Here is a 19953-nt window from a genome sequence, read left to right as displayed (position 1 = left end):
TGGCGTCGACGTACTCGACTGCGAAAATGAATACGAGCTAGGCGAATACAAGAGGTTTCAAATGGTCAAACGCAGCGTACCGCTCTCCACACACAAACCCGTCGTTACACCTCCGTCTGCTATTCCCACGAGCGTTACCAAAGCGATGCAGGCCGAGGTAGGTCTCGAGATTACTGGTTACTTATCTTCCGTCGAGTATGGGCCAGGAGAGCGCTTTTTGAGAGGTGTAGTTTTTGGTGATCGAGAGAAACGCTTCGATGATGGTGAGCCGATTCGAACCTCCGTCATCATGACCTCCCAAAAGATTCAAGGATATCTGGTGGTGCAGACACTGAATAGCCTTTACGTGGTTTGTGACTGGGCAGGTGATGGCGCTCGTGGGTGCTCAAAGGCACTGCACTGATACAAAAAATAGTTTTCTAATCGTTGTGGAGTCTCGGCCAGATGCCAGAAGTAATTACTGTTGAGTTTCACGGTAAGGAGGTGAGCGACTTTCAACTGAGTCGTTTAGTGCAAGCAAGCTTTCTCAAATACACGGTGCCCGTCACGGCGTTCATCAGTGATGCACTGATCGCCGAAGACACATGTTTGGGGATTTCTTTCGACCACTCTGAGCGTGACGATGGGTACCACAAAGCGGATGGTTCGATCCTCCGCACAGGTAAAATCCAGGTAGCGAGGAAGGAAGGCCGGTTCTGGCTGCTCGAAACCCAAGACGGCAATTACGTCATAGCTAGCTTCAAGCGAGAACTCGGCAGAGCTAGCTTTCTCAAGCTTCTCAAGTCCGCTGATCGTTTGCAATTGACGGTATGAAAGCTCCACCAGCCTTCAAAAAACAATTGCGATAGCGTTCTTAGGGCCTCATTCGACGTTTTAAAGCGGTGAGGAGCATTACCGCTGCCTATCTCCTTTGATCTGCAGCTAATGGATGTGTTCAAAAGCCACAATTCGTGCAGTAGCCGTAATCGTTCAGCAATTTCTGCAGAAACTCACGCCGCCTTTGAACAATACTTAAAATGAGAAAATCCCGGTCGGTGTCTCTCGTCGATAGGTGTCCAGCATCTACTAAGCCATGGATGTAGCCTTCAGCTTTGCCCCTTGCTTCGACCAATGCTTCGATGGATGTGCTTTTATAGATGTCCTTAGCGAGCTGCCACCGCTTCAATTGACGACGACCTGTCGGCTCCTCCGAAAATTTTGGTGCGTTGATCAATGCGTGTAAATCTTTGGGTAAGCTGTTTGTGCTCAAGATGGATTCTCAGAACAGTGATGTCTGTGCCGAGGCTAGCATGAGCGTACTTAATGGCTTGTTGCTGGTTGGCTTGCTGTTTACCCACTGCTCTGACAGAACGGATACACGATGACAGGCTAGCCGCTTACCTCTAAGGTCACACACTTCGGTTTGCTGATAGCCTGGTGAGTTTGCTGCCGCCACGGAAGCCGCAGCGCTCAGCCGAATCGGTACCCGCTGCTTAGCAAAATAATCGCTAGGACATAATTATTGCTGAGCCATAATTTCAAATAATTCCCCACGTCCATGATCAGTCCCCTGCTATTTGAGTGGTGACCTGATTCTAAAAGGGTTCGCAGGCAATCAACGGAGGAGTGCGGTAGGCGGCGTCCCGCCGAACTTTCGAAGGGATGTTTGTAGACCTCGGGGCCACCTGTCTGTGCCAAAAAGGGAATTGATCTTCGGATTCAAACAGCATTGAGTCGAGCTTCCAGTCGCTTGTGGTCAGTGCTGTTCAAAAGCTCCGCAGGTGCGGCTACCTCATCAGGTGAAAGCCCTGGTATTACCTGGTAGGGCTCACGAGTTATTAGCGTAATCGCTTCTGAGCTGTCGCTCGTTTGGCCGAGGAAAGCACCGATTGCTACAAGCGGCTCTGTACAGTCGGCTAAAACCTAAAACTTGAGATCAGCAGAGGGCGGCTACCCTCCGCTGACTATTTTGCGTGTCACTTGCGAGGTTTGCCCGCATCGCTCCGCTTTTCACGAATTTGACCATCCTGATTGCGAGAGCGAGGCTGTTCACCACCGCCAGGCTTTGGCACGTTGACGTCTTTATTGATTGGGCGTCGATCTGTCATACGGAGTCTCCTTCGTGTAGTTGGGTATGTAACGAAAGGTGCATCAGTAGTCCGCTCCGCATCAGAATACTAAACCACATTATGTGGTGTGTTCCGAGTCGGTAAAGCACAACATAGTGTCATTTGCTTGCATTCGCAAGACTGTTGGATCCATTTTTTCACTGTTACATGATCAGGCGCGTCGTAATCCGTCGCGACAAACTCATAAGTAGTTGGGGGCGGTATTACACGCCTCCATCGCAAGCTGTGGACACCTGACTCGTTTAAGCAGCTAGTGACGACCAAAGGCTCATTACGACTGGCGCAGGAAACGCTATCATCCCGCCATCAGCTCAAGAGGGGCCCTCTGGCCGGCTAATTCCGGCACTCCCTTGGGCATCACGACAAGGAAGGTTGCGCATGGACGACATCGTTCAGCCCCTCACGCCACAAGAAGAAGCCCTGCCCAAAGAAGTGAAGATCCTGGCCACCCTGGTGGCGAAGCTCAACCTTGCGGACTTCCAGAACGCCATTCCTGTGATTCGAGAGCTTCGTATCTCAAACGAGACCGATGACCGCTTCGTCAACGCGACGCTGACGTTGAGCTCTGAGCCTGAGGTGTTCAAGTCCAAGGTCTGGCGGATCGATGAGATCGCGGCAGACAGCTTCCGGGTCATTCCAGGACTTGACCTGGTTTTGGACGGCCCATTGCTGAGTCGCTTAACCGAGGCTGAGCTGTCGACTTTCACTTTTGTCCTCGAGGTTGATGACAGGGAGGCGGAAAGCGGTCGGAAAACGGTTGCTCTTCTGGAACAGGTTGTAGATCTTCTACCGCGAAATCAGTGGGGCGGGTTGCGACATATCCCAGATATGACAGCTGCATTCGTTCAGCCCAATGATCCGGCAGTCGAACGTTTGTTGAAGCAGGCTGCTGAGCTGCTTCGTCTTAGTGATAAGTCCTCATCGCTTGACGGGTACGAGGGTGGTTCTAAGCGGGCCTGGCAGCTTGCTTCGGCAGTCTGGGGGGCCGTGGCGCGAATGAAGCTTGATTACGCGTTGCCGCCGGCAAGCTTCGAACAGTCAGGGCAAAAGGTGCGCAGCCCGAGCCAGATTGCCGATACTGGCTTGGCTACATGTATGGATCTCACCCTGCTGTTCTGTGCTGCCCTGGAGCAGATCGGACTCAACCCGGTGATTGTGTTCACTAGGGGTCATGCCTTCGCGGGGCTCTGGCTGAAGCCGGAAGAGTTCACTACTGCGCTGGTGGATGATGTGACCGCAGTGCGGAAGCGGGTAAAGCTGCAGGAGCTGGTACTTTTCGAAACCACGCTTATTACTCATAACCCGATTCCATCCTTCTCTTACGCTGTCGAGAGAGGGGCGAAGCAGGTTGCCGAAGACGCTGAGAGCGACTTTGAAATGCTGCTGGACATTCGCCGTGCCCGACTACAGCGGATCAAACCCCTCGCAAGTTCTGAGGCTCAGATCGCACGGGTTGCCGCAGAGGTAACAGACGACGCTCCACCGCTCCTAGTTGAGGAAGGTGCAGGCATCCCCGACGAGACGCATGAAGTGGCGGTCGAAGACCTTTCGAAGCTCGACCCTGCTGACCGACTGGGCCGTTGGCAGCGCAAGCTTCTCGACCTTTCGCTTCGCAACAATCTACTCAACTTCAAAATGGGCAAGCGCGCGCTGAAGCTCGAATCGCCAGATCCAGGTGCGCTCGAGGATATTCTGGCCAGTGGTCAGTCGTTGAAGCTGCTGACCCGGCCTGACCTCATGGATGGAGCTGATCCCCGGGAGCGCGCTCTGTATGAGCAGCGTGAACGTGAGGATGTACGTCGTCGCCATGCTGAAGATGCTCTCAAGCGCAGAGAGATCTTCGTTGCATTGACGTCTAACGAGATGGATGTCCGGCTCACCGAACTGTATCGGGGCGCTCGTACAGCTTTACAGGAAGGTGGCTCTAACACGCTGTTCCTGGCTATCGGTTTCCTTAGCTGGACGCGTGAGGACAGGGCAGGACAGAAATACAAAGCACCACTGGTATTGGTTCCGGTCACGCTGGAGCGTAAAAGTGCTCGCTCCGGATTCACCATGGTGTTGCACGATGATGAGCCGCGCTTTAACCCGACGCTGATCGAGATGCTGCGGCAAGACTTCGAACTCAGCCTCGGATCGCTGGAGCAAGAGCTGCCTCGAGACGACTCCGGCCTAGATATTGCGGGCATTTGGAACAAGGTCGGTCACGCCATTAAGGACATCCCTGGCTGGGAGTTGAACGAAGACGTCGTGCTGTCGATGTTTTCGTTTGCCAAGTACCTCATGTGGAAAGATCTGGCCGAAAACGCCGAGCATCTACGGCAGAGTCCAGTAGTTCAGCACCTTCTGGACACTCCACGTGACTCGTTCGTATCGGATACGCCGTTCCCAGAGGCGGGGTCGCTGGATCGTGACTACGGCCCGACAGAGGTCTTCTGCCCATTGCCCTCTGACTCCTCTCAGCTAGCAGCAGTGATGGCGGCAGCCAAAGGCAAAGACTTTGTGCTCATCGGCCCGCCCGGTACCGGTAAGAGCCAGACGATCTCCAACATGATCGCCCAGTCGATTGCCCAAGGGCGTCGAGTGCTGTTCGTGTCGGAGAAGATCGCTGCGCTGGATGTAGTGTATCGACGTCTACGTGAGATTGGCCTAGGCGAATTCTGTCTTGAACTTCACTCGAGCAAGGCCCGAAAAACTGATGTTCTCGCTCAGCTTCAGTCTGCCTGGGAGGCGAAAGGGCAGGTGGATACTGCAGCATGGGAGGTTGAGGCACAGCGCCTTGCCACGCTGCGCGACAGTCTTAACATCTACGTTGAGCGTCTTCACCGCCGGCACCGAAATGGTTACACCATTTACGATGCTATCGGCACAGTCACCTCTGGGGGAGATGAAGCTGTTGCTCCTGTTGCATGGGGATCTCCTGACACGCACGACCAGAAAGCCATGCTTGAGCTTCGTGAGTTGGGCGATCGCCTTGAAGTGAATGCTCAGGCCGTTGGATACATCCAGCTTGCCGGCAATGCGCTGTCCTCTGTTGGTCAGGCCGAATGGTCGCCCCATTGGCAACAACAGTTCGTACAGGCAGCTCGTGATGTGCTGCCGGCAGTGATGGATGTGCAACGTGCGGCTGATCGTTTCGTTGAGCTGTCGGGGCTTCCGGTAACAGAGTACACCCCAACGGCCCTTGAGGGCCTATCAATCCTTTCCCTGGCGCTTCCTGCGGCTGCCGGACAAGATTGGCGATTCGCGCTGCGCCCTGATGCTCGTTCGATTGCCCAGCGGCTGAATGATGGCTGTACATGGGTTGAACAGCACCGCGATCTCAACGCCAAGCTATCTGCCGTATGGTCTTCTCGAGTAGTGACTGATGCCAAGCAAGGTATCGAGCTACTGCAGAAACGTCGCGCCACGTGGGCTGAGCTTGGCCCAGCCTGGCCGGAAAGTGTCACGGTTGTCCTTGCTCAAGCAGTGGAGCTGCTGGGGCAAATTGCTGATCTCAAGCAGCGGCTCAGTACGACCTACAGTGATGCGATCGAGTCGCTCGACATTGATCTCTTGCTGAGTGAGTGGAAGGAGGCAGAAGAGTCGTTCTGGCCTAAGTCCTGGTTCGGTAAGCGCCGTATCTCAGCTCTGTTGGCCTCTGCTCAGATCACAGTGGGCGAAGTCGATCACGGTAAAGATCTGGCCACCTGGGCTGAGATTCGCTCTTTACGTCGCGCTATTGATGAGCTGGAGCCAGGGCACGAGTGCGTTGCGGTTTGGCAAGGCTCGAAATCTGAAGCCGAGCAGCTCTCGACGGCTATCAAGCTTCAAGAGGCTATTCGGCTTCAAAAAGCTGACTCGAACTGGGTCGATGAAGGATTGCATTTGGTCGAGCAGGGCCAGCTCGGAGAAGCGTTAAAGGAAGAGCTGCAGCGGCTTCGCACGTTGACCCGTCTTGATGCCGACATGGCCCTACTGTCCGACCTCAGCTCGAACACTGACCAGCTCTGGAGTGGCCTGCGCACTGACATCGAGCACCTGACTGCGGCGCTGCGTTTCCAGGCTGAGCGTCGGGACATCGAAGAGCGCGGTCGACTTGTGGACGAGCACTCTGAGGTGGAAGAAGGCCGTTGCGGAGCGTCCCTGAAGAGTGATTTTGAGCTGCTCAAGCAACGGACAGTGGTTGAGCGTGATCTGGCCGACCTGGCTGATTTGCGAGAGCTGGTACCTGTTTGGAGCGACCTGAAAACCAAGCTTGAGGTGGCTCGCCAGGCAGTTGCATTCCAAGGTCAGGTAGCGACGGCTGTGGCGAAACTAGCACTGAGCCCGGAGCAGATCGCCGCTTATAAAGCGCCCCTCCAAACGCTTTTGGGGGATGGCAACGCACTACTTGAGTCGGAAGGCGCAATAGCGCTTGCAGGCGTTGCTCTACGTGAAAAGCTTGGGCTGCTTCATGAGCGTTCGTCGCAACTGACTTCGATTGGCCATTTTACCGAAATGGGTATTGATGAAACTGCTCATTTGTCGCTGAATAACCTCAAGAAGAACTGTGAGACAGTGGTTTCTTTTGAATCGCGCCTCAAAGCTTGGTGTGCGTGGCGCAAGGTTCGTGATGAAGCGTTCGCAGTGGGCCTCGCCCCGATTGTCCAGGCTATGGAGACCGGAGCGATCACCTCTGGAAAAGTACGTCGCGTCCTTGAGGTGAATTACGCTCGCTGGTGGCTGAACACCACTGTCGACAACGAGGAAGTGATCCGGACATTCGTCAGTGTGGAGCACGAACAGCGTATTCGCGACTTCCGTGCGTTGGATGACAAATTCACCGAGCTGACGAAGGACTGGCTCCGTGCTCGGCTGTGCGCCGACTTGCCGAGTCAGGACAGCGTTAGTCGTTCATCTGAGTGGGGCCTACTGCGCCATGAAATGGGCAAGAAGACTAAGCACATTCCGTTGCGGGAACTGATGACGCGAGCACCGGAGGCACTCACAAAGCTGACGCCTTGCTTGCTGATGAGTCCGCTTTCCATCGCTCAATATCTGCCGCCAGCCTCGACCCCGTTCGACCTGGTGATCTTCGATGAGGCCTCTCAAATTCCCGTATGGGATGCAATTGGTGCAATGGCGCGAGGAAAGCAGGTGGTAATGGTGGGAGATCCGAAACAGCTTCCGCCAACCTCGTTCTTCGACCGTGCTGAATCCACTGCCGATGATGAGGATGTTGAAGCTGACCTCGAAAGCATTCTGGATGAGTGCATCAGCGCGAACTTGCCGATGCGTAATCTGAACTGGCACTACCGTAGCCGTCACGAGAGCCTGATCGCATTCTCGAATCAGCGTTACTACCAATCAAAGCTGGTGACCTTCCCATCCCCGTTCACTGCCGACAAGGCTGTGCGTTTGTGCCCGGTAGCGGGCGTCTACGATAAAGGCGGTTCTCGCACCAACCTGATCGAAGCGAGGGCTTTGGTCGCTGATCTCGTAACCCGTCTCCAGTCGCCGGCTTTCCGCGAGAGCAGACGCACTGTCGGTGTTGTCACCTTCAACGGTGAGCAGCAGAAGCTCATCATGGACATGCTGGATGAGGCATGTCGGAAAGATCCGTCGCTCGACTCCTATTTCGCGGAGTCTGAGCTTGAACCTGTGTTCGTAAAGAACTTGGAAAGTGTGCAAGGCGATGAACGAGACATCATCTATTTCTCGACTACCTATGGGAAAGATGCTGCTGGAGTGATGTCCATGAACTTCGGCCCGATGAACCGCCTTGGTGGTGAACGCCGTCTCAACGTGGCGATTACACGAGCGCGTCAGGAGCTGATTCTGTTCTCGACCTTGCGTCCAGAGCACATTGATCTGGCCAGAACGCAAGCCGTCGGGGTGCGTGATCTGAAGCATTTCCTGGAGTTTGCGGAGCGTGGGCCGAGGGCCTTGGCAGAAGCTAATTTTGGTAGCGTAGGTGGATTCGATAGCCCGTTCGAAGAAGCAGTAGCTGCTGCGTTGGCCAAGAAGGGCTGGCAGATCCATACGCAGATTGGCGTGTCTTCCTTCCGGGTTGACCTGGGGGTTGTTCACCCTGACGCTCCTGGGCGATTCCTTGCCGGCGTGGAATGTGATGGTGCTACCTATCACCGTAGTGCGACTGCGCGAGATCGTGACAAGCTTCGGGAGTTTGTACTGCGTGGGCTTGGCTGGGAGATTGTTAGAATCTGGTCAACTGATTGGTGGGTGGATGCGGTGGGAACTGCAGAGAAGGTACATCAGCGCCTGAATGAGATTCTCGTTGAATCTCGGGCCAAGCAGGCCATTCTCGATGCATCCCAAGAAGCAGAGCGACTTAAAATCGATGCCGCTATGGCCGAGTTCGTAGAGGTGGTGGATCAGGTAGCTGTGGTTTCCGCTGCGTCTGATTCCACCGAGGCTAATGACCCTGAAAGTGCGTTGCCAGAGATGAAGTACGCCAGGGCGGCATCTGCTGCTCAAGTCGACGATGTCGTGGCCTTCGTTACCCAGGTGGATCATCTGGTTTACAAGGAGGCTGATCCTAGCCAGGCGGTAGAGACTGTCAACCCAGATCAGTTCTTTGAGCCGAGCTACACCGCAACCTTGGAACAGATGATTGCGCATGTGGTGGCAGAGGAGGGGCCGGTACTAGACACCGCGCTCGCAAGGCGTATTGCCAGGGCGCATGGCTGGGTGCGAACTGGCTCAAGGATACGTGATCGTGTTGATCAAATTGCCCGTGCGCGATTTCGGTCGCATGAGGAAGAGCAGACTGGGGCCTTCTTCTGGCCATCTCACATCGAGACGGACAGCACGGTCGTTTTCCGTCGACCTGGTGATGACTCTGTCAGGGGACTTGCTGAGATCTGCCTGCCTGAGCTTCGTGCTCTCGTTGGAGAGATGATTCAGCGTGGTCACGAGGGGGAGAGTCTGATCTACGCAGTTGCTAAGGAAGCTGGTGTTAACAAGCTTGCACATGCAGGACGCCAGCGAATCGAACAAGCGATACGTCGAACAGCTGAGTAGTTTACGAGGGGGTACCATTTTGGGTACCCCTCTTTATTGCCCGCGACGAGTTTATTTTCGGGTTTCCTATCGCTTGAGCTCACAAGGAGGGATCAATAAATCTGGCGATCTGTCATCTACGGTGTCACCGCAGGGAATGCTCGAACCAGTTCCGTATGCCTTGGAGTCGCTTCGCAGTGATGCCCTCCTGAGTGACTACATCCCGAGCGGCCGTACCTTTCACCTACTGTATTGGCTTAAAAGCAATGCAAATCAACCATGTTTGCTTTGTAGAGAACGGTTTCCCTGCACTGCGCGGCTTGGAGTACAAGTGTTCTCTTTTCGTGCTTCCTAGCAATTGGATTCCAGATGCAGAGGTAATTCAGGCCGAGCTCACGGTTATGCTAATGTGCCACCACGTGAACGGTAGGGAGAATCGTGATGGGTTGGAAAGGGACTGTACGTTCGTTGCAAGCATCGGCGCGCCGAGCTGAGCGCAATGCTAATCGCCGGCAGCGTGAGCTCGAAAAGCGACAGAAAGAGTACTCAAAGATGGAAGCGCTGGAGCAAGCAGCGTACGAAGTCGAGGTTTACGAAAACCACATCGAAGTCCTTCTTTCGATGCACAAGGAGTGTGCCGAGCCTGTGAAATGGAAGCGCCTCCTTTCAAATCCGGAACCAAGGCAGCCTCAGAAAAGCGGAGCGCTTGAGCAGGCTGCGGTGCATACATCTGAAATGTATCGCCCGAGTTTCTGGGCTCGGCTGTTCAAGCTAGAAGCTCGTCAACGCGAAGCCCTAATTGTGAACATCTCCGCTGCTCAGGCAGAGGACGAAAGGGACTACCAGGCTCGACTTGATGATTGGAGGACTGCCCATTCTGAGTGGTCAGATGAGCGCGAAATTGCGATCCGCATCCTAGATGGCGATCGCCAGGCCAAGCTCGACGCAATCGAAGCTTTTGAGTCGTTCGCGGAAATCTCGCACCTTGGCTCAGCCATCCAGATGATCGTTCATGAAGGTGGCATCCTGGAAGCCAAGCTCGTTATTCATGGCTCCGATGTAATTCCCACCGAAATCAAATCGCTACTCAAAAGCGGCAAGCTGTCGACCAAGGCCATGCCTACTGGGCGGTTTAATGAGCTTCATCAAGACTATGTGTGCAGTTGCGCTTTGCGAGTAGGCCGAGAACTGTTGGCTATCCTGCCTGATGACCTGGTCATCGTCACCGCTCTGGACAATGTGCTCAACAGTTCGACAGGACATGTTGAAGAGCAGCCTATCCTCAGTGTCGCGCTCTCCAGATCAACTGTCGATGGACTTAACCTCGAGGCGATCGACCCATCTGACGCGATGAAGAATTTCGTCCATAACATGAACTTCAAGAAAGGAGTTGGATTTTCGGCTGTCGCAGCCCTGGATCCTCAGCGCTTCGCCGTAGTCGTTTAAGGCAGCAGTCATGATGAGGACTATGACTTTCACTCTAGTGTCCTGCTTGACCATGGTGGTGGTCGCTGGCGCTCACGCTGAGTGCTATGGGGAAGGTGAGTACATGGTCTGCTCAGACGTCGATACCGACTCTGATGGAGACTTCACGCGAAATCCTGGGACACTCAGGGGAACAGCTATCAATTGGATACTGAGACCCGCCCATACCGCAACGGTCAACTCTTCGAGTCCACGGACAGTGAAGGTAACAGCTACTCGATCAAATCCTGGACGGACAGCAATGGTTTTCATACCGAGGATAGTGAGGGCAACGTTTGCACCATCACTCCAACCGGCCAGATGATTGGCTGCGGGCAGTAGCGCGACTTGGACTACTTACACACACATCAGTGAATTTCGACCAAGTCTGAGTGCTAAGTCGGTGGACAGTAGCCTTTATTAGGCCGTCGCAGGCAACCCTTGTAGGCCTTCCGTACGGTAGGTGCATTCATTTCCTGGCGCTCATCTTTAAAGCCGGGGGAGGGCATTCTCCCCGGGCTATTCAAACCACTCACCTTCGGTAGCGTGCTGTGTTGCTCTGAAGTCGAAAGGATAGATGGCACCTTCGATTGCGGCGTTAGCTTTGGCGCTATTTGCAGTTTCCAGCCTTTCGATAACCTGCTGCCTGACCCTCCGATTCCGAGGCGAAGGAGACCTGATTTTTTGCAGAAACCTGTGCATAGCCAGGACAGCCGCTCGGAAGATGATAGACGTGGCTTTTCTGGTTCCCGATGATCACACCGACGGCAGTGGATGCGCTTGCCAGGGTGGGCTTTGGAGCTGGTTGTGGGGCTTGCGCAGCGACAGCGCTCACGACGCCATCCCCCACTGGCTTATACCCGCTCTTCCAGCTGCGTTGGCCGGTAACGAATGGGTTGGAGTGGCCCATGATTGCGGAGATGCGGCGATCGCGTTCTTTCTCCCAGGCGGTCACTGGATGCTGCTTGTCCCATGCCATGAGCAGCTGTTGCTGCTGTCGGGACATGTTGAGTTTGTACCGATCAAACATGTAAAACGTAGTCCGGGCAACGAGACCTTTGACCTCATCGCGTGGCTCAGCAGCGCGTTGGTTGAAGTCGACTTTGGTTTTGCACTGTCCGTACTGCGGGGCGACGCCGGATGCCATTCCGTAGTTGAAGTTACTTCGGTCGCCGTTCACTTCACCTACTGCAGGGTAGAGGTTAAAAAGGTTTGCTTCCATGGCCTTGAAGACAGGGTCGTCGTCAGCGCAATGCTCGCGTCCACCGCTCTGCCAGCACTGTCGCTGGTGACCTAATGTCCACGCGGGCACAATGTGCTCCCACTCGGTGCGTTCCGCTCGACTCTGCTGTTTGCGGGTTTCATAGCCACATGATTCTGGGTCAATGCGGCCTCCTGATTTACCTACCCATGTCCACTTACAGCCACAGTAGAGCTCACCCATGGAGCTGTTGGCTTGGTCGAGGTAGATCTTCTGTTTGGCAATGACCTTCGCTTCAGTAAAGGTCATGGGAGGGCTCGAGAAGGCAGGAGAGACAATAGCTAGGGATAGCGCTACGACGTACAGCAGCTTCTTCATGTGAAAGCATCATCGGTATTTTCAGGGAGTAGGATTATACGCCGCTGAAAAAAGTGGGCTTGGCCGCGGATGCCCAAGTTAGGCCAAAGCGTTCTTAAAAGGCTCTCTTTCACCCTTTCCGAACTCCAAGCGATCCCCCGTTGCTGGACGCCCGTATCCCAGAATTCAAGCGTGAGGCTGCCAGCTTGGTGCTCGATCAAGGCTACAGCCACATCAACGTAGCACATTCGCTAGGACTGGTTTTTATGCAGCGCGGCAACTGGCAACGACCGCCCGCTGTGGCCAAGGAAAATCTTAACGCAGTGCCCGGGATTAGTTGATCACTACAATCAGCGTTGATGCTCATGAAGGGGCGAGAGCCAGAACCTGTATCACATGCGGATGACAGGGGGGCTAGGAAGCTCGCAAAGAGCTAAAGTTCTGAGACGTCGCCCTATTTGCCGAATCCTCCGATCAGCTTGGATTTTGGGATGGTGTTTCGCCAGACTCCCGATCGTCCAAGCCTTTGATGCCATCATTCAGGTCAGGCACGCAGAATATGCATTCGTTTGGATCAATCTGCGTTCCTTCAACGTAGCGCATCCTCCTGTTAGCCGACGATCGGTTGATACCGAATCGAAAAGTTGCTCGATTGGGTAGGTTATCGTTTTTGTCCACGTGAATACTCCTCTCGAGCGCTAGAAAATGGATTTTTTGGGAGGGGATTTAAAAGGCTACTCAGTGGTAGGTTGTTTGTCAATTGGGGTTGTGATGCAGGTGAATTAACGTGACCGGGGCGAGTGCTAAGCTTTTGCGGTGGTGGGGTAAAGGCACTTATGGATTAAGAGTTAAGTTAAAAGCGCAACCTTGCGTTCAGGTTGCGCTTAAGATGTTTTGTGGACTTTACGACCTAAGCGAATTAAATTTGGCAAAACCTGACTCTAAGTCTTCAATGAGATCAGATGGGTTTTCAAGACCAATATGAAGTCGAACAAGGTGTCCTTCAATTTCCCAGGCGGTTGCGCTTCTTACAGGACTGGGGTTCGCTATCATCGCCAAGCTTTCATAGCCACCCCAAGAGTAGCCGATGCAAAACAACGAAAGATTATCTAAAAGCGCATCTGCCGCCGCTTGAGTAGAAGGTTTAAGTATGAATGAAAGCAAGCCTGAGGCGCCTTTGAAGTCCCTTTTCCACAGATGGTGTTGAGGGTGGGACTCTAAGGCTGGGTAATAGACTGCTTCGACGTCGGGGTGACTATCGAGCCACTTAGCCACGACAGTTGCGTTTTTGAAGTGACGTTCAAGCCGGACATCTAATGTTCGCAGTCCTCTGAGCGCAAGGGCCACGTCATCGGGGCTGGCAAATAGTCCCATGTTGAAGTGATAGCGCTTCAGTCTATCCCAAGCTCGCTTGGAAGCCGATACCGTTCCGATGACAGCGTCGGAATGGCCCACAATATACTTCGTCGCCGCCATGATGGACAAGTCAACGCCGAGATCTATTGACGGGAAGTAAAGTGGTGTCCCCCAAGTGTTGTCAGCAATTACGAGTATGTCATGTGCATGAGCGACCTTGGCAATCGCGGGAATGTCTTGGATTTCCAAGGTTAAAGAACCGGGAGACTCTGTATAGATGGCTTTAGTATTTGGTCTCAAGAAATCAATGATGCCTGACCCTACTGTGGGGTCATAAAATGAGACTTCGATTCCCAGGCGCCGACCTTCGGTTTCGCAGAATGTCCTTATAGGGGCATATACATTGTCGGCTACGAGCAAATGATCGCCAGCATCGACCACCGAAAGAATGGCCGTGGTACAGGCCGAGAGACCCGACGGGCATATTACTGTTCCTTCCGCTCCTTCAAGCTGCTGCAGTGCCTGGCTTAAGGCCTCCGTAGTGGGGTTGTTCCAGCGACCGTAGATGTATTTCTGACGTCCCTCGCGCATCGACTCGCAGGTTGGGAATGCCACCGTAGAGCCCCGATAAACCGGCGTGTTGACAAACCCATGGTGTTGCTCAGGTTGGACGGAGGCCTGAGCAAGTAACGTTTGTACGTTTTTGTATTTGTTCATATTACCTTCCAGAAGGTTGGTTTGGGGGGGGAGAGATTCGCAGGGAAGGTTGAAGGTAATTCATCTAAAGCATAAATGTCTACCATGTGGTTGGTATGGAATATTTTTTCTATGAAAAACAATAACTTAAAGTTAGGAATAATTTTTTGTTGAAAGCCAACCATTCGGATGGTAGGTTTTTGTTGTCTCGGCATGGTCGCTGCGGGCGTGGGGCGGAGGTTCATCCATCGCTCCGGTGTCGTGACATTAGAAAAATAATAACGCTCTATTACTGTGTTGGATGCTGCCGCAAGTTTAGGTTTGCAAGAAATAATACAAAAACTGCAAATTCATCGCTTAGGTGACACATGAGAAACCAATTAGAAACATCGCAGTCCGCGCATCAATCCAAAAGTGGCGATCTAAAAAGTCAATCTGAATGGCTAGAATCCCACGAAAGCGGATATTCAAAGCATTTAAAGAAACGGCACGTTCAGATGATGGCCCTGGGAGGGGCAATTGGTACTGGCTTGTTTTTGGGGGCGGGTGCCAGGTTGCAGATCGCAGGGCCCGCACTCGCTGTCGTGTACTTGGTGTGTGGGGTGTTCGCTTTCTTCATACTTAGGGCGCTTGGTGAGTTGGTAATGCACAGGCCGAGTAGTGGGAGCTTTGTTTCTTACACCCGTGAGTTTATGGGCGAGCGTGCTTCGTTCGTCGCAGGTTGGATGTATTTTCTGGTCTGGGCGCTGACAGGTGTTGTAGATATAACTGCGATTGCGATTTACATGAAGTACTGGGGTGTGTTTGCAGATGTTCCTCAGTGGGTATCTGCATTAAGCGCATTGGGTGTCGTCACATTAATGAATATGGTTGGTGTGAAGTGGTTCGGGGAAATGGAATTTTGGTTCGCCGTGATAAAGGTTGCCGCAATTAGCATCTTCTTGATTGTGGGGTCGTACTTTTTTGCTACGGGGAATGAGGTGGCTGGAACTATCCCAGGATTGCACCTGATTACGGACAACGGTGGTATATTCCCGCATGGTTTACTGCCTGCAGTCATAATTGTGCAGGGTGTGATATTTGCATATGCTAGTATAGAACTGGTTGGAACTGCGGCTGGGGAGACGGCTGATCCAAGGAGCGTTATTCCCAAAGCGATCAACGGTGTAATTTGGCGGATAAGCTTATTCTACGTGGGTTCTGTATTTTTGTTGGTTACTGTTCTTCCGTGGACTGCTTATAGTGCGAATGTTAGCCCTTTCGTCACTTTTTTTGAAGCGCTCGGAGTTCCAGGTATCGGCTCCATCATGAATATTGTTGTGATGACAGCTGCCCTGTCCAGCTTAAACTCAGGACTGTATGCAACGGGGCGGGTGTTGAGATCGCTCGCAATGGGTGGGTCTGCCCCGAAACTTTTCAAGCGTATGAACTCACAGGGAGTACCTTACATGGGAATCCTAGTGACCATGGGGATTAACGTTTTTGGTGTGTTTTTGAATTATTTGATTCCTTCGCAACTGTTTGAGTTGCTGTTGAATATGGTTTCTTTGGGTATTCTTTCCACATGGGCCTTCATTGTGTTATCGCAGTTACGATATCGTCGCGCGGTAAAAAGAGGAGAGGTTGCAATGGTGAATTTCAAAATGCCAGGCGCGCCATTTACCTCCTGGTTGACCCTTGGTTTCCTGCTTGCTGTGCTAGTACTCTTAGGCTTTGATTACCCTAACGGTACGTACACTGTCCTTTCAATACCTGTGATAGCAGTTGTCCTACTCATTGGTTGGTCAAGGGTCGTTCGAGCAAAAACAGGGTCTGTTGAAGAGGTAAAAGCCGTACAGGCCACATAAAAACATGGTTTCGGGCGATCAGGGGCGTGTTGTGGTATCCTCTCATCGCCCTATGAGTTGAATCACTGCCCTGATACAGTTAATATGGCTTTATCAGAAAATCAAGGTAAAGTCATGAGTACGCGTTCCGATCTCCTCATTACTGCTGAACTACTATTGCGTACCAAGGGTTACGCAGCATTTAGCTATGCAGATTTAGCGGATGAAATTGGTATTAAGAAAGCAAGTATTCATCACCACTTTCCGACGAAAGAAGGGCTCGGGGTCGCGGTGATAGAGAGCTATCTTTTTAGGTTTGAGAAAAATTTAGCATTAATTAATGAGCAAAGTCCTGATGCACTTGTTCGTTTGAATGCTTTTGCCTCATTGTTCGTTGATAGCTCGGAAAATGGAATGTTGCCTCTCTGTGGAGCGCTTGCAGCAGAGTTGTCCGCTTTGCCAGAAAGTCTCAAAGAACTGACTCGCAAGTTTTTCCAAATTCACCTCTTGTGGTTAGAAAGTAATTTAGCCAAGGGACAAGCTGAAAATCTGATACGCGGCGATCTAAATCCAAAAGAAATCTCAAGAGCGATATTAAATATTCTAGAGGGTGACAGTTTTGTCTCCTGGGCGCTGAGCGATAAAGTAGGCTCGCAATCCGGATTTAGCTTGATTTTGAAAAGCATCGTTGTGTCATAAACGCGATCTACATCCTTCAATGCATCGTAATCACACCTGACTGCCCACCTGCCAGGGTGGGCGTCACCTATGTAGGTCTTCCTAGGTAAACGCTTCTCCTTCCGCCTTCTTCTCCCTCCCAGCCTGACGGCCGCTTGTTCCGACTGTTCCTTATCACCTGCTGTCCTTTCGGACGAGCGGTGCATAGCCGCGCGCGTCTGTAATCAATGCTCAGAGCCGGGAAGCCATCGTTGAACGGGGTGGATCAGGTGATTTAACGATACCTATTGCATGGCTACCTACTAGTTGGTAGAGTTGTGTTGTCTCACACCCATCCATGCGTAGAAGAGGACTTACCAAATGACTAACAATCTGAACGGCATTGACGTAGGCGCCCTGCAGCAGTTTGCTCAAGGTGTTGCTGAGGATGCGGGCAAGCGCCACGCCAGCTTTAACGTCAAGACCGAGTGGAAAGGCCAGACGCGCTCTGTGGCGAAAGTCAGTCGCTACAGCCTCGCTGGTGAGACCTATTCGCGTGATTTCGAAATCGTCGCCGATGAGCCAAATGAGTTGCTGGGCCAAAACTCGGCACCGAACCCTCAAGAACTGCTAATGGCCGCTCTCAACGCTTGCATGTCGGTGGGCTATGCGGCCAACGCCGCCATGATGGGTATCAAGATCCACAGTCTGGAAATTGAGACGGACGGTACCCTCGACCTGCGTGGTTTCTTGGGCCTCGACGAAAGCGTCAACCCAGGCTACGACGAAGTGAGCTTCGTCGTTCGCCTGCATACCGATGCGCCTCGCGAACGTGTCGAGGAGCTGCATAAAAATGTTCTGAAAACGTCGGTCAACTACGCCAACTTCTCGAAAGCTATTCGCATGGTGCCGACCCTTGAGGTTCGTGAGGGCTGATTTCGCAAGGTTCGAATCTACCCCTGGAGCGCCAGAACGACCTTTGGCGCTTCACCTTCGGAAATTCAGTTACTGGAGTATGAAATGAGCGATTTTTTCAAAGGTAAGAAGCTGCTTGTAGTCGGTGGTACCAGTGGCATGGGGCTGGAAACTGCCCGCATGGTGCTGAAAGCTGGTGGCAGCGTGGTGTTGACCGGCAGTAAGCAAGACAAAGCCGACGCCGTTCGAAGTGAGCTGAGCGCACTGGGCCCTGTTTCGGTGATTGTTGCGAATCTGATGACTGAAGAGGGCATGAATTCAGTTCGGAATGAAATCAATGCCAATCACCGCGATATTAGCTTGATGGTGAACTCTGCAGGTATCTTCATTCCGAAGGCTTTTACCGAGCATGATGAAGCTGAGTACGACATGTATCTATCGCTCAATCGCGCGACTTTTTTCATCACCCAGGCAGTGGTCAAGAATATGCTCGCCGCCAAGCGTGAAGGGGCGATTGTGAATGTGGGCTCCATTGGGGCCCAGGCGGCACTGGCGGGATCTCCTGCTTCGGCTTACTCGATGGCCAAGGCAGGTTTGCATGCATTAACGCGCAACCTGGCAATTGAACTGGCTCACTCTGGGATTCGCGTCAACGCTGTTTCGCCTGGGATCGTCCATACCTCAATCTATGAAGGGTTTATGGATAAAGAGGCAATCCCCGAAGCAATGAAAGCGCTGAACGCCTTTCACCCATTGGGACGAGTAGGCGTTCCGGAGGATGTTGCCAATACAATCCTTTTCCTCTTGTCTGATAAGGCATCGTGGGTGACTGGGGCGATTTGGGACGTTGATGCCGGCATTATGGCTGTGCGCGCCTGATCAGTACGCGATCTGATGAAAGTCGCTGCAGGGCGGCTTTCATACCGTTATCAGGAGATCGGGCGTGTGTTGGTTCAAGTTTCATTCAAAAGCCAGTCGTATGGCGATCGGCGACAGCCTGCCAGTTTCTGGTACAGGGAGGCCGAGAGCTAGTCGCAGGAGTCGTAAATGTCGATCTCGACAAGAGCAGCACTGTTAAAAATCGCAGAAAACCAGATGAGATCAAAAGGATACTCTGCGTTTAGTTACGCTGATCTGGCAGCAAAAATTGGTATTCGAAAGGCCAGCATTCATCACCATTTTCCGACTAAGGAGTGCTTGGGTGAAGAGCTGATCAAGGACTATATTAATCGCTTCGATGAAACCTTGTACTCTATTGAAGAGCTTGACCAAGATCCGATTTTGCGCCTACGAGCGTTCTCGCGTCTATTTTCCTCAAGCGCCAATGAAGGGCTTCTTCCATTGTGTGGCGCCTTAGCGGCAGAAATGGCAGCACTGCCACCATCACTCCAGGGGCTAACAAAACAGTTTTTTGAGGCACAGCTTGAGTGGCTAAAAAAAGCTGTCAGTGAGGCCGCTGTGAAAAATAACTGGTTGCTCGTAAAGCCAGCCGAGTCCTATGCTTTCATGCTGCTGAGTGCACTGGAAGGGGCTAGTCTTATTGACTGGACGATAGGTAGGTCTGCCGACCCCCTTGAGGGATTCAACTATTTACTTGAAGCGTTAGAACAATCAGCTGTAGAGGTTCGAGATTACTGATTAGCCTCAGATTTTAGCTTCGAAAAGCGCTGCTTTATAAGTGCTCTTCGTATAACTTAGGGTTGGGGGAATCTATCGCAGTGCTGACCATTCGAAACGGTGTAATAGTTAGAGAGATCTCCATGTCTGGATTTTTATTTCAAAATCAAGCGAATTGACTCCGTAGAATTAGAGCACGTCCTACAGTAGCTGTTTCGCTGTCCCTGGCTTGAAATGGTGTAGAGAAACTTAGATGAGCCATGTAATTGAGTTACAAGCTGGCCAGTTTGCTAGATTCGTGGCGAAAGGCAACAGTGTTGTTCTGTTCGCCGCCTCTTGGTGTAAGCCCTGTCAAGAGATGAAGCCAGTATTTAACGCCCTGGCGGATAAACTTCATGCTCGTGTTAAATTTGGAAAGATTGATATAGCGGCTTCTCCGAAAATCTCCCAAAGATACGGTATTCGATCGGTGCCATCTTTGGCTGTTTTTCACGAAGGCCACTTGTGTTCGATATTGACCGGCTCTCGCTCGGTCGGTGCATTAAAAAAAGCAATCCTTTCTCAGCTTAAGCACAGTTTTTAGAAAATCACTAATTCAATGACGAGGCAAAGCCCGCAGACACGCTTTCGGTTTTTGTCGAAGAACTCTCCGGCACCATTCAATTTACCACTCTTCTGAGTAACAGCCTCCGCGCCTCGGAACAGCCCCTTCAACGGCAATGTCGTAAAGGCTTTCCTGCAACCTCAAGACTTCGTCCTCAGAATCCTACTC

Annotated in this window: 14 protein-coding genes; 10 read left to right on the top strand and 4 right to left on the bottom strand. The window is 52.4% G+C overall.

Annotated features, from left to right (window positions below; all coding sequences use genetic code 11):
* Window positions 1-61: 61 nt before the first annotated feature.
* Window positions 62-403: a hypothetical protein gene (locus D3Z90_RS17065; protein ID WP_223253841.1), complete on the top strand. Its 342-nt coding sequence runs from the start codon at window positions 62-64 to the stop codon at window positions 401-403.
* A 41-nt stretch (window positions 404-444) separates the two neighbouring features.
* Window positions 445-813, top strand: a complete 369-nt coding sequence (locus tag D3Z90_RS17060; RefSeq protein ID WP_100782348.1) for a hypothetical protein — start codon at window positions 445-447, stop codon at window positions 811-813.
* A gap of 121 nt (window positions 814-934) precedes the next feature.
* On the opposite strand, the gene D3Z90_RS17055 is transcribed toward D3Z90_RS17060, so the two are convergent.
* Entirely contained in the window at window positions 935-1249 is a 315-nt protein-coding gene (locus D3Z90_RS17055; RefSeq protein WP_100782347.1) for a hypothetical protein, read from the bottom strand.
* Window positions 1250-2486: 1237 nt separating this feature from the next.
* Between D3Z90_RS17055 and D3Z90_RS17050 the strand changes: the two genes are divergently transcribed.
* Together D3Z90_RS17050 and D3Z90_RS17045 are read left to right on the top strand one after the other, a co-directional pair.
* A complete protein-coding gene (locus D3Z90_RS17050) occupies window positions 2487-9113 on the top strand; it encodes a DUF3320 domain-containing protein (protein ID WP_100782346.1) in 6627 nt (2208 codons plus the stop codon).
* A 420-nt stretch (window positions 9114-9533) separates the two neighbouring features.
* Window positions 9534-10538: a hypothetical protein gene (locus D3Z90_RS17045; RefSeq protein ID WP_100782345.1), complete on the top strand. Its 1005-nt coding sequence runs from the start codon at window positions 9534-9536 to the stop codon at window positions 10536-10538.
* A gap of 628 nt (window positions 10539-11166) precedes the next feature.
* Here the strand turns inward: D3Z90_RS17045 and D3Z90_RS17040 are convergent.
* The 3 genes from D3Z90_RS17040 to D3Z90_RS17030 form a co-directional block, all read right to left on the bottom strand.
* Complete coding sequence (locus D3Z90_RS17040) at window positions 11167-12135, bottom strand: endonuclease (protein ID WP_100782344.1); 969 nt, start codon at window positions 12133-12135, stop codon at window positions 11167-11169.
* An 882-nt stretch (window positions 12136-13017) separates the two neighbouring features.
* Window positions 13018-14187: a cystathionine beta-lyase gene (gene metC / locus D3Z90_RS17035; protein ID WP_136477144.1), complete on the bottom strand. Its 1170-nt coding sequence runs from the start codon at window positions 14185-14187 to the stop codon at window positions 13018-13020.
* Window positions 14184-14411 (bottom strand): hypothetical protein, encoded by a 228-nt coding sequence (locus D3Z90_RS17030; RefSeq protein WP_136477143.1) that lies wholly within the window; start codon window positions 14409-14411, stop codon window positions 14184-14186. Before D3Z90_RS17030 ends, metC begins: the two co-directional genes overlap by 4 nt.
* 123 nt (window positions 14412-14534) lie before the next feature.
* Between D3Z90_RS17030 and D3Z90_RS17025 the strand changes: the two genes are divergently transcribed.
* From D3Z90_RS17025 to D3Z90_RS17000, 6 genes are all read left to right on the top strand, one after another.
* The gene (locus D3Z90_RS17025) at window positions 14535-16013 is read left to right on the top strand and encodes an amino acid permease (protein WP_100782341.1); all 1479 of its coding nucleotides are present in this window, start codon (window positions 14535-14537) and stop codon (window positions 16011-16013) included.
* 114 nt (window positions 16014-16127) lie between these two features.
* The gene (locus D3Z90_RS17020; protein WP_136477142.1) at window positions 16128-16691 is read left to right on the top strand and encodes a TetR/AcrR family transcriptional regulator; all 564 of its coding nucleotides are present in this window, start codon (window positions 16128-16130) and stop codon (window positions 16689-16691) included.
* A 339-nt stretch (window positions 16692-17030) separates the two neighbouring features.
* The gene (locus tag D3Z90_RS17015) at window positions 17031-17585 is read left to right on the top strand and encodes an OsmC family protein (RefSeq protein WP_100782339.1); all 555 of its coding nucleotides are present in this window, start codon (window positions 17031-17033) and stop codon (window positions 17583-17585) included.
* 84 nt (window positions 17586-17669) lie between these two features.
* Window positions 17670-18443: an SDR family NAD(P)-dependent oxidoreductase gene (locus tag D3Z90_RS17010; RefSeq protein ID WP_100782338.1), complete on the top strand. Its 774-nt coding sequence runs from the start codon at window positions 17670-17672 to the stop codon at window positions 18441-18443.
* Window positions 18444-18611: 168 nt separating this feature from the next.
* Window positions 18612-19202, top strand: a complete 591-nt coding sequence (locus D3Z90_RS17005) for a TetR/AcrR family transcriptional regulator (RefSeq protein WP_100782337.1) — start codon at window positions 18612-18614, stop codon at window positions 19200-19202.
* Window positions 19203-19434: 232 nt separating this feature from the next.
* Window positions 19435-19764, top strand: coding sequence for a co-chaperone YbbN (locus tag D3Z90_RS17000; RefSeq protein WP_100782336.1), 330 nt, complete (start codon window positions 19435-19437; stop codon window positions 19762-19764).
* Window positions 19765-19953: the final 189 nt, after the last annotated feature.

The sequence above is a fragment of the Pseudomonas sp. DG56-2 genome (genome assembly GCF_004803755.1).
GTDB classification, from domain to species: domain Bacteria; phylum Pseudomonadota; class Gammaproteobacteria; order Pseudomonadales; family Pseudomonadaceae; genus Aquipseudomonas; species Aquipseudomonas auratipiscis.
Note: the sequence above shows the minus strand (reverse complement) of the source record. Positions and strands in the feature narration are given on the sequence as shown.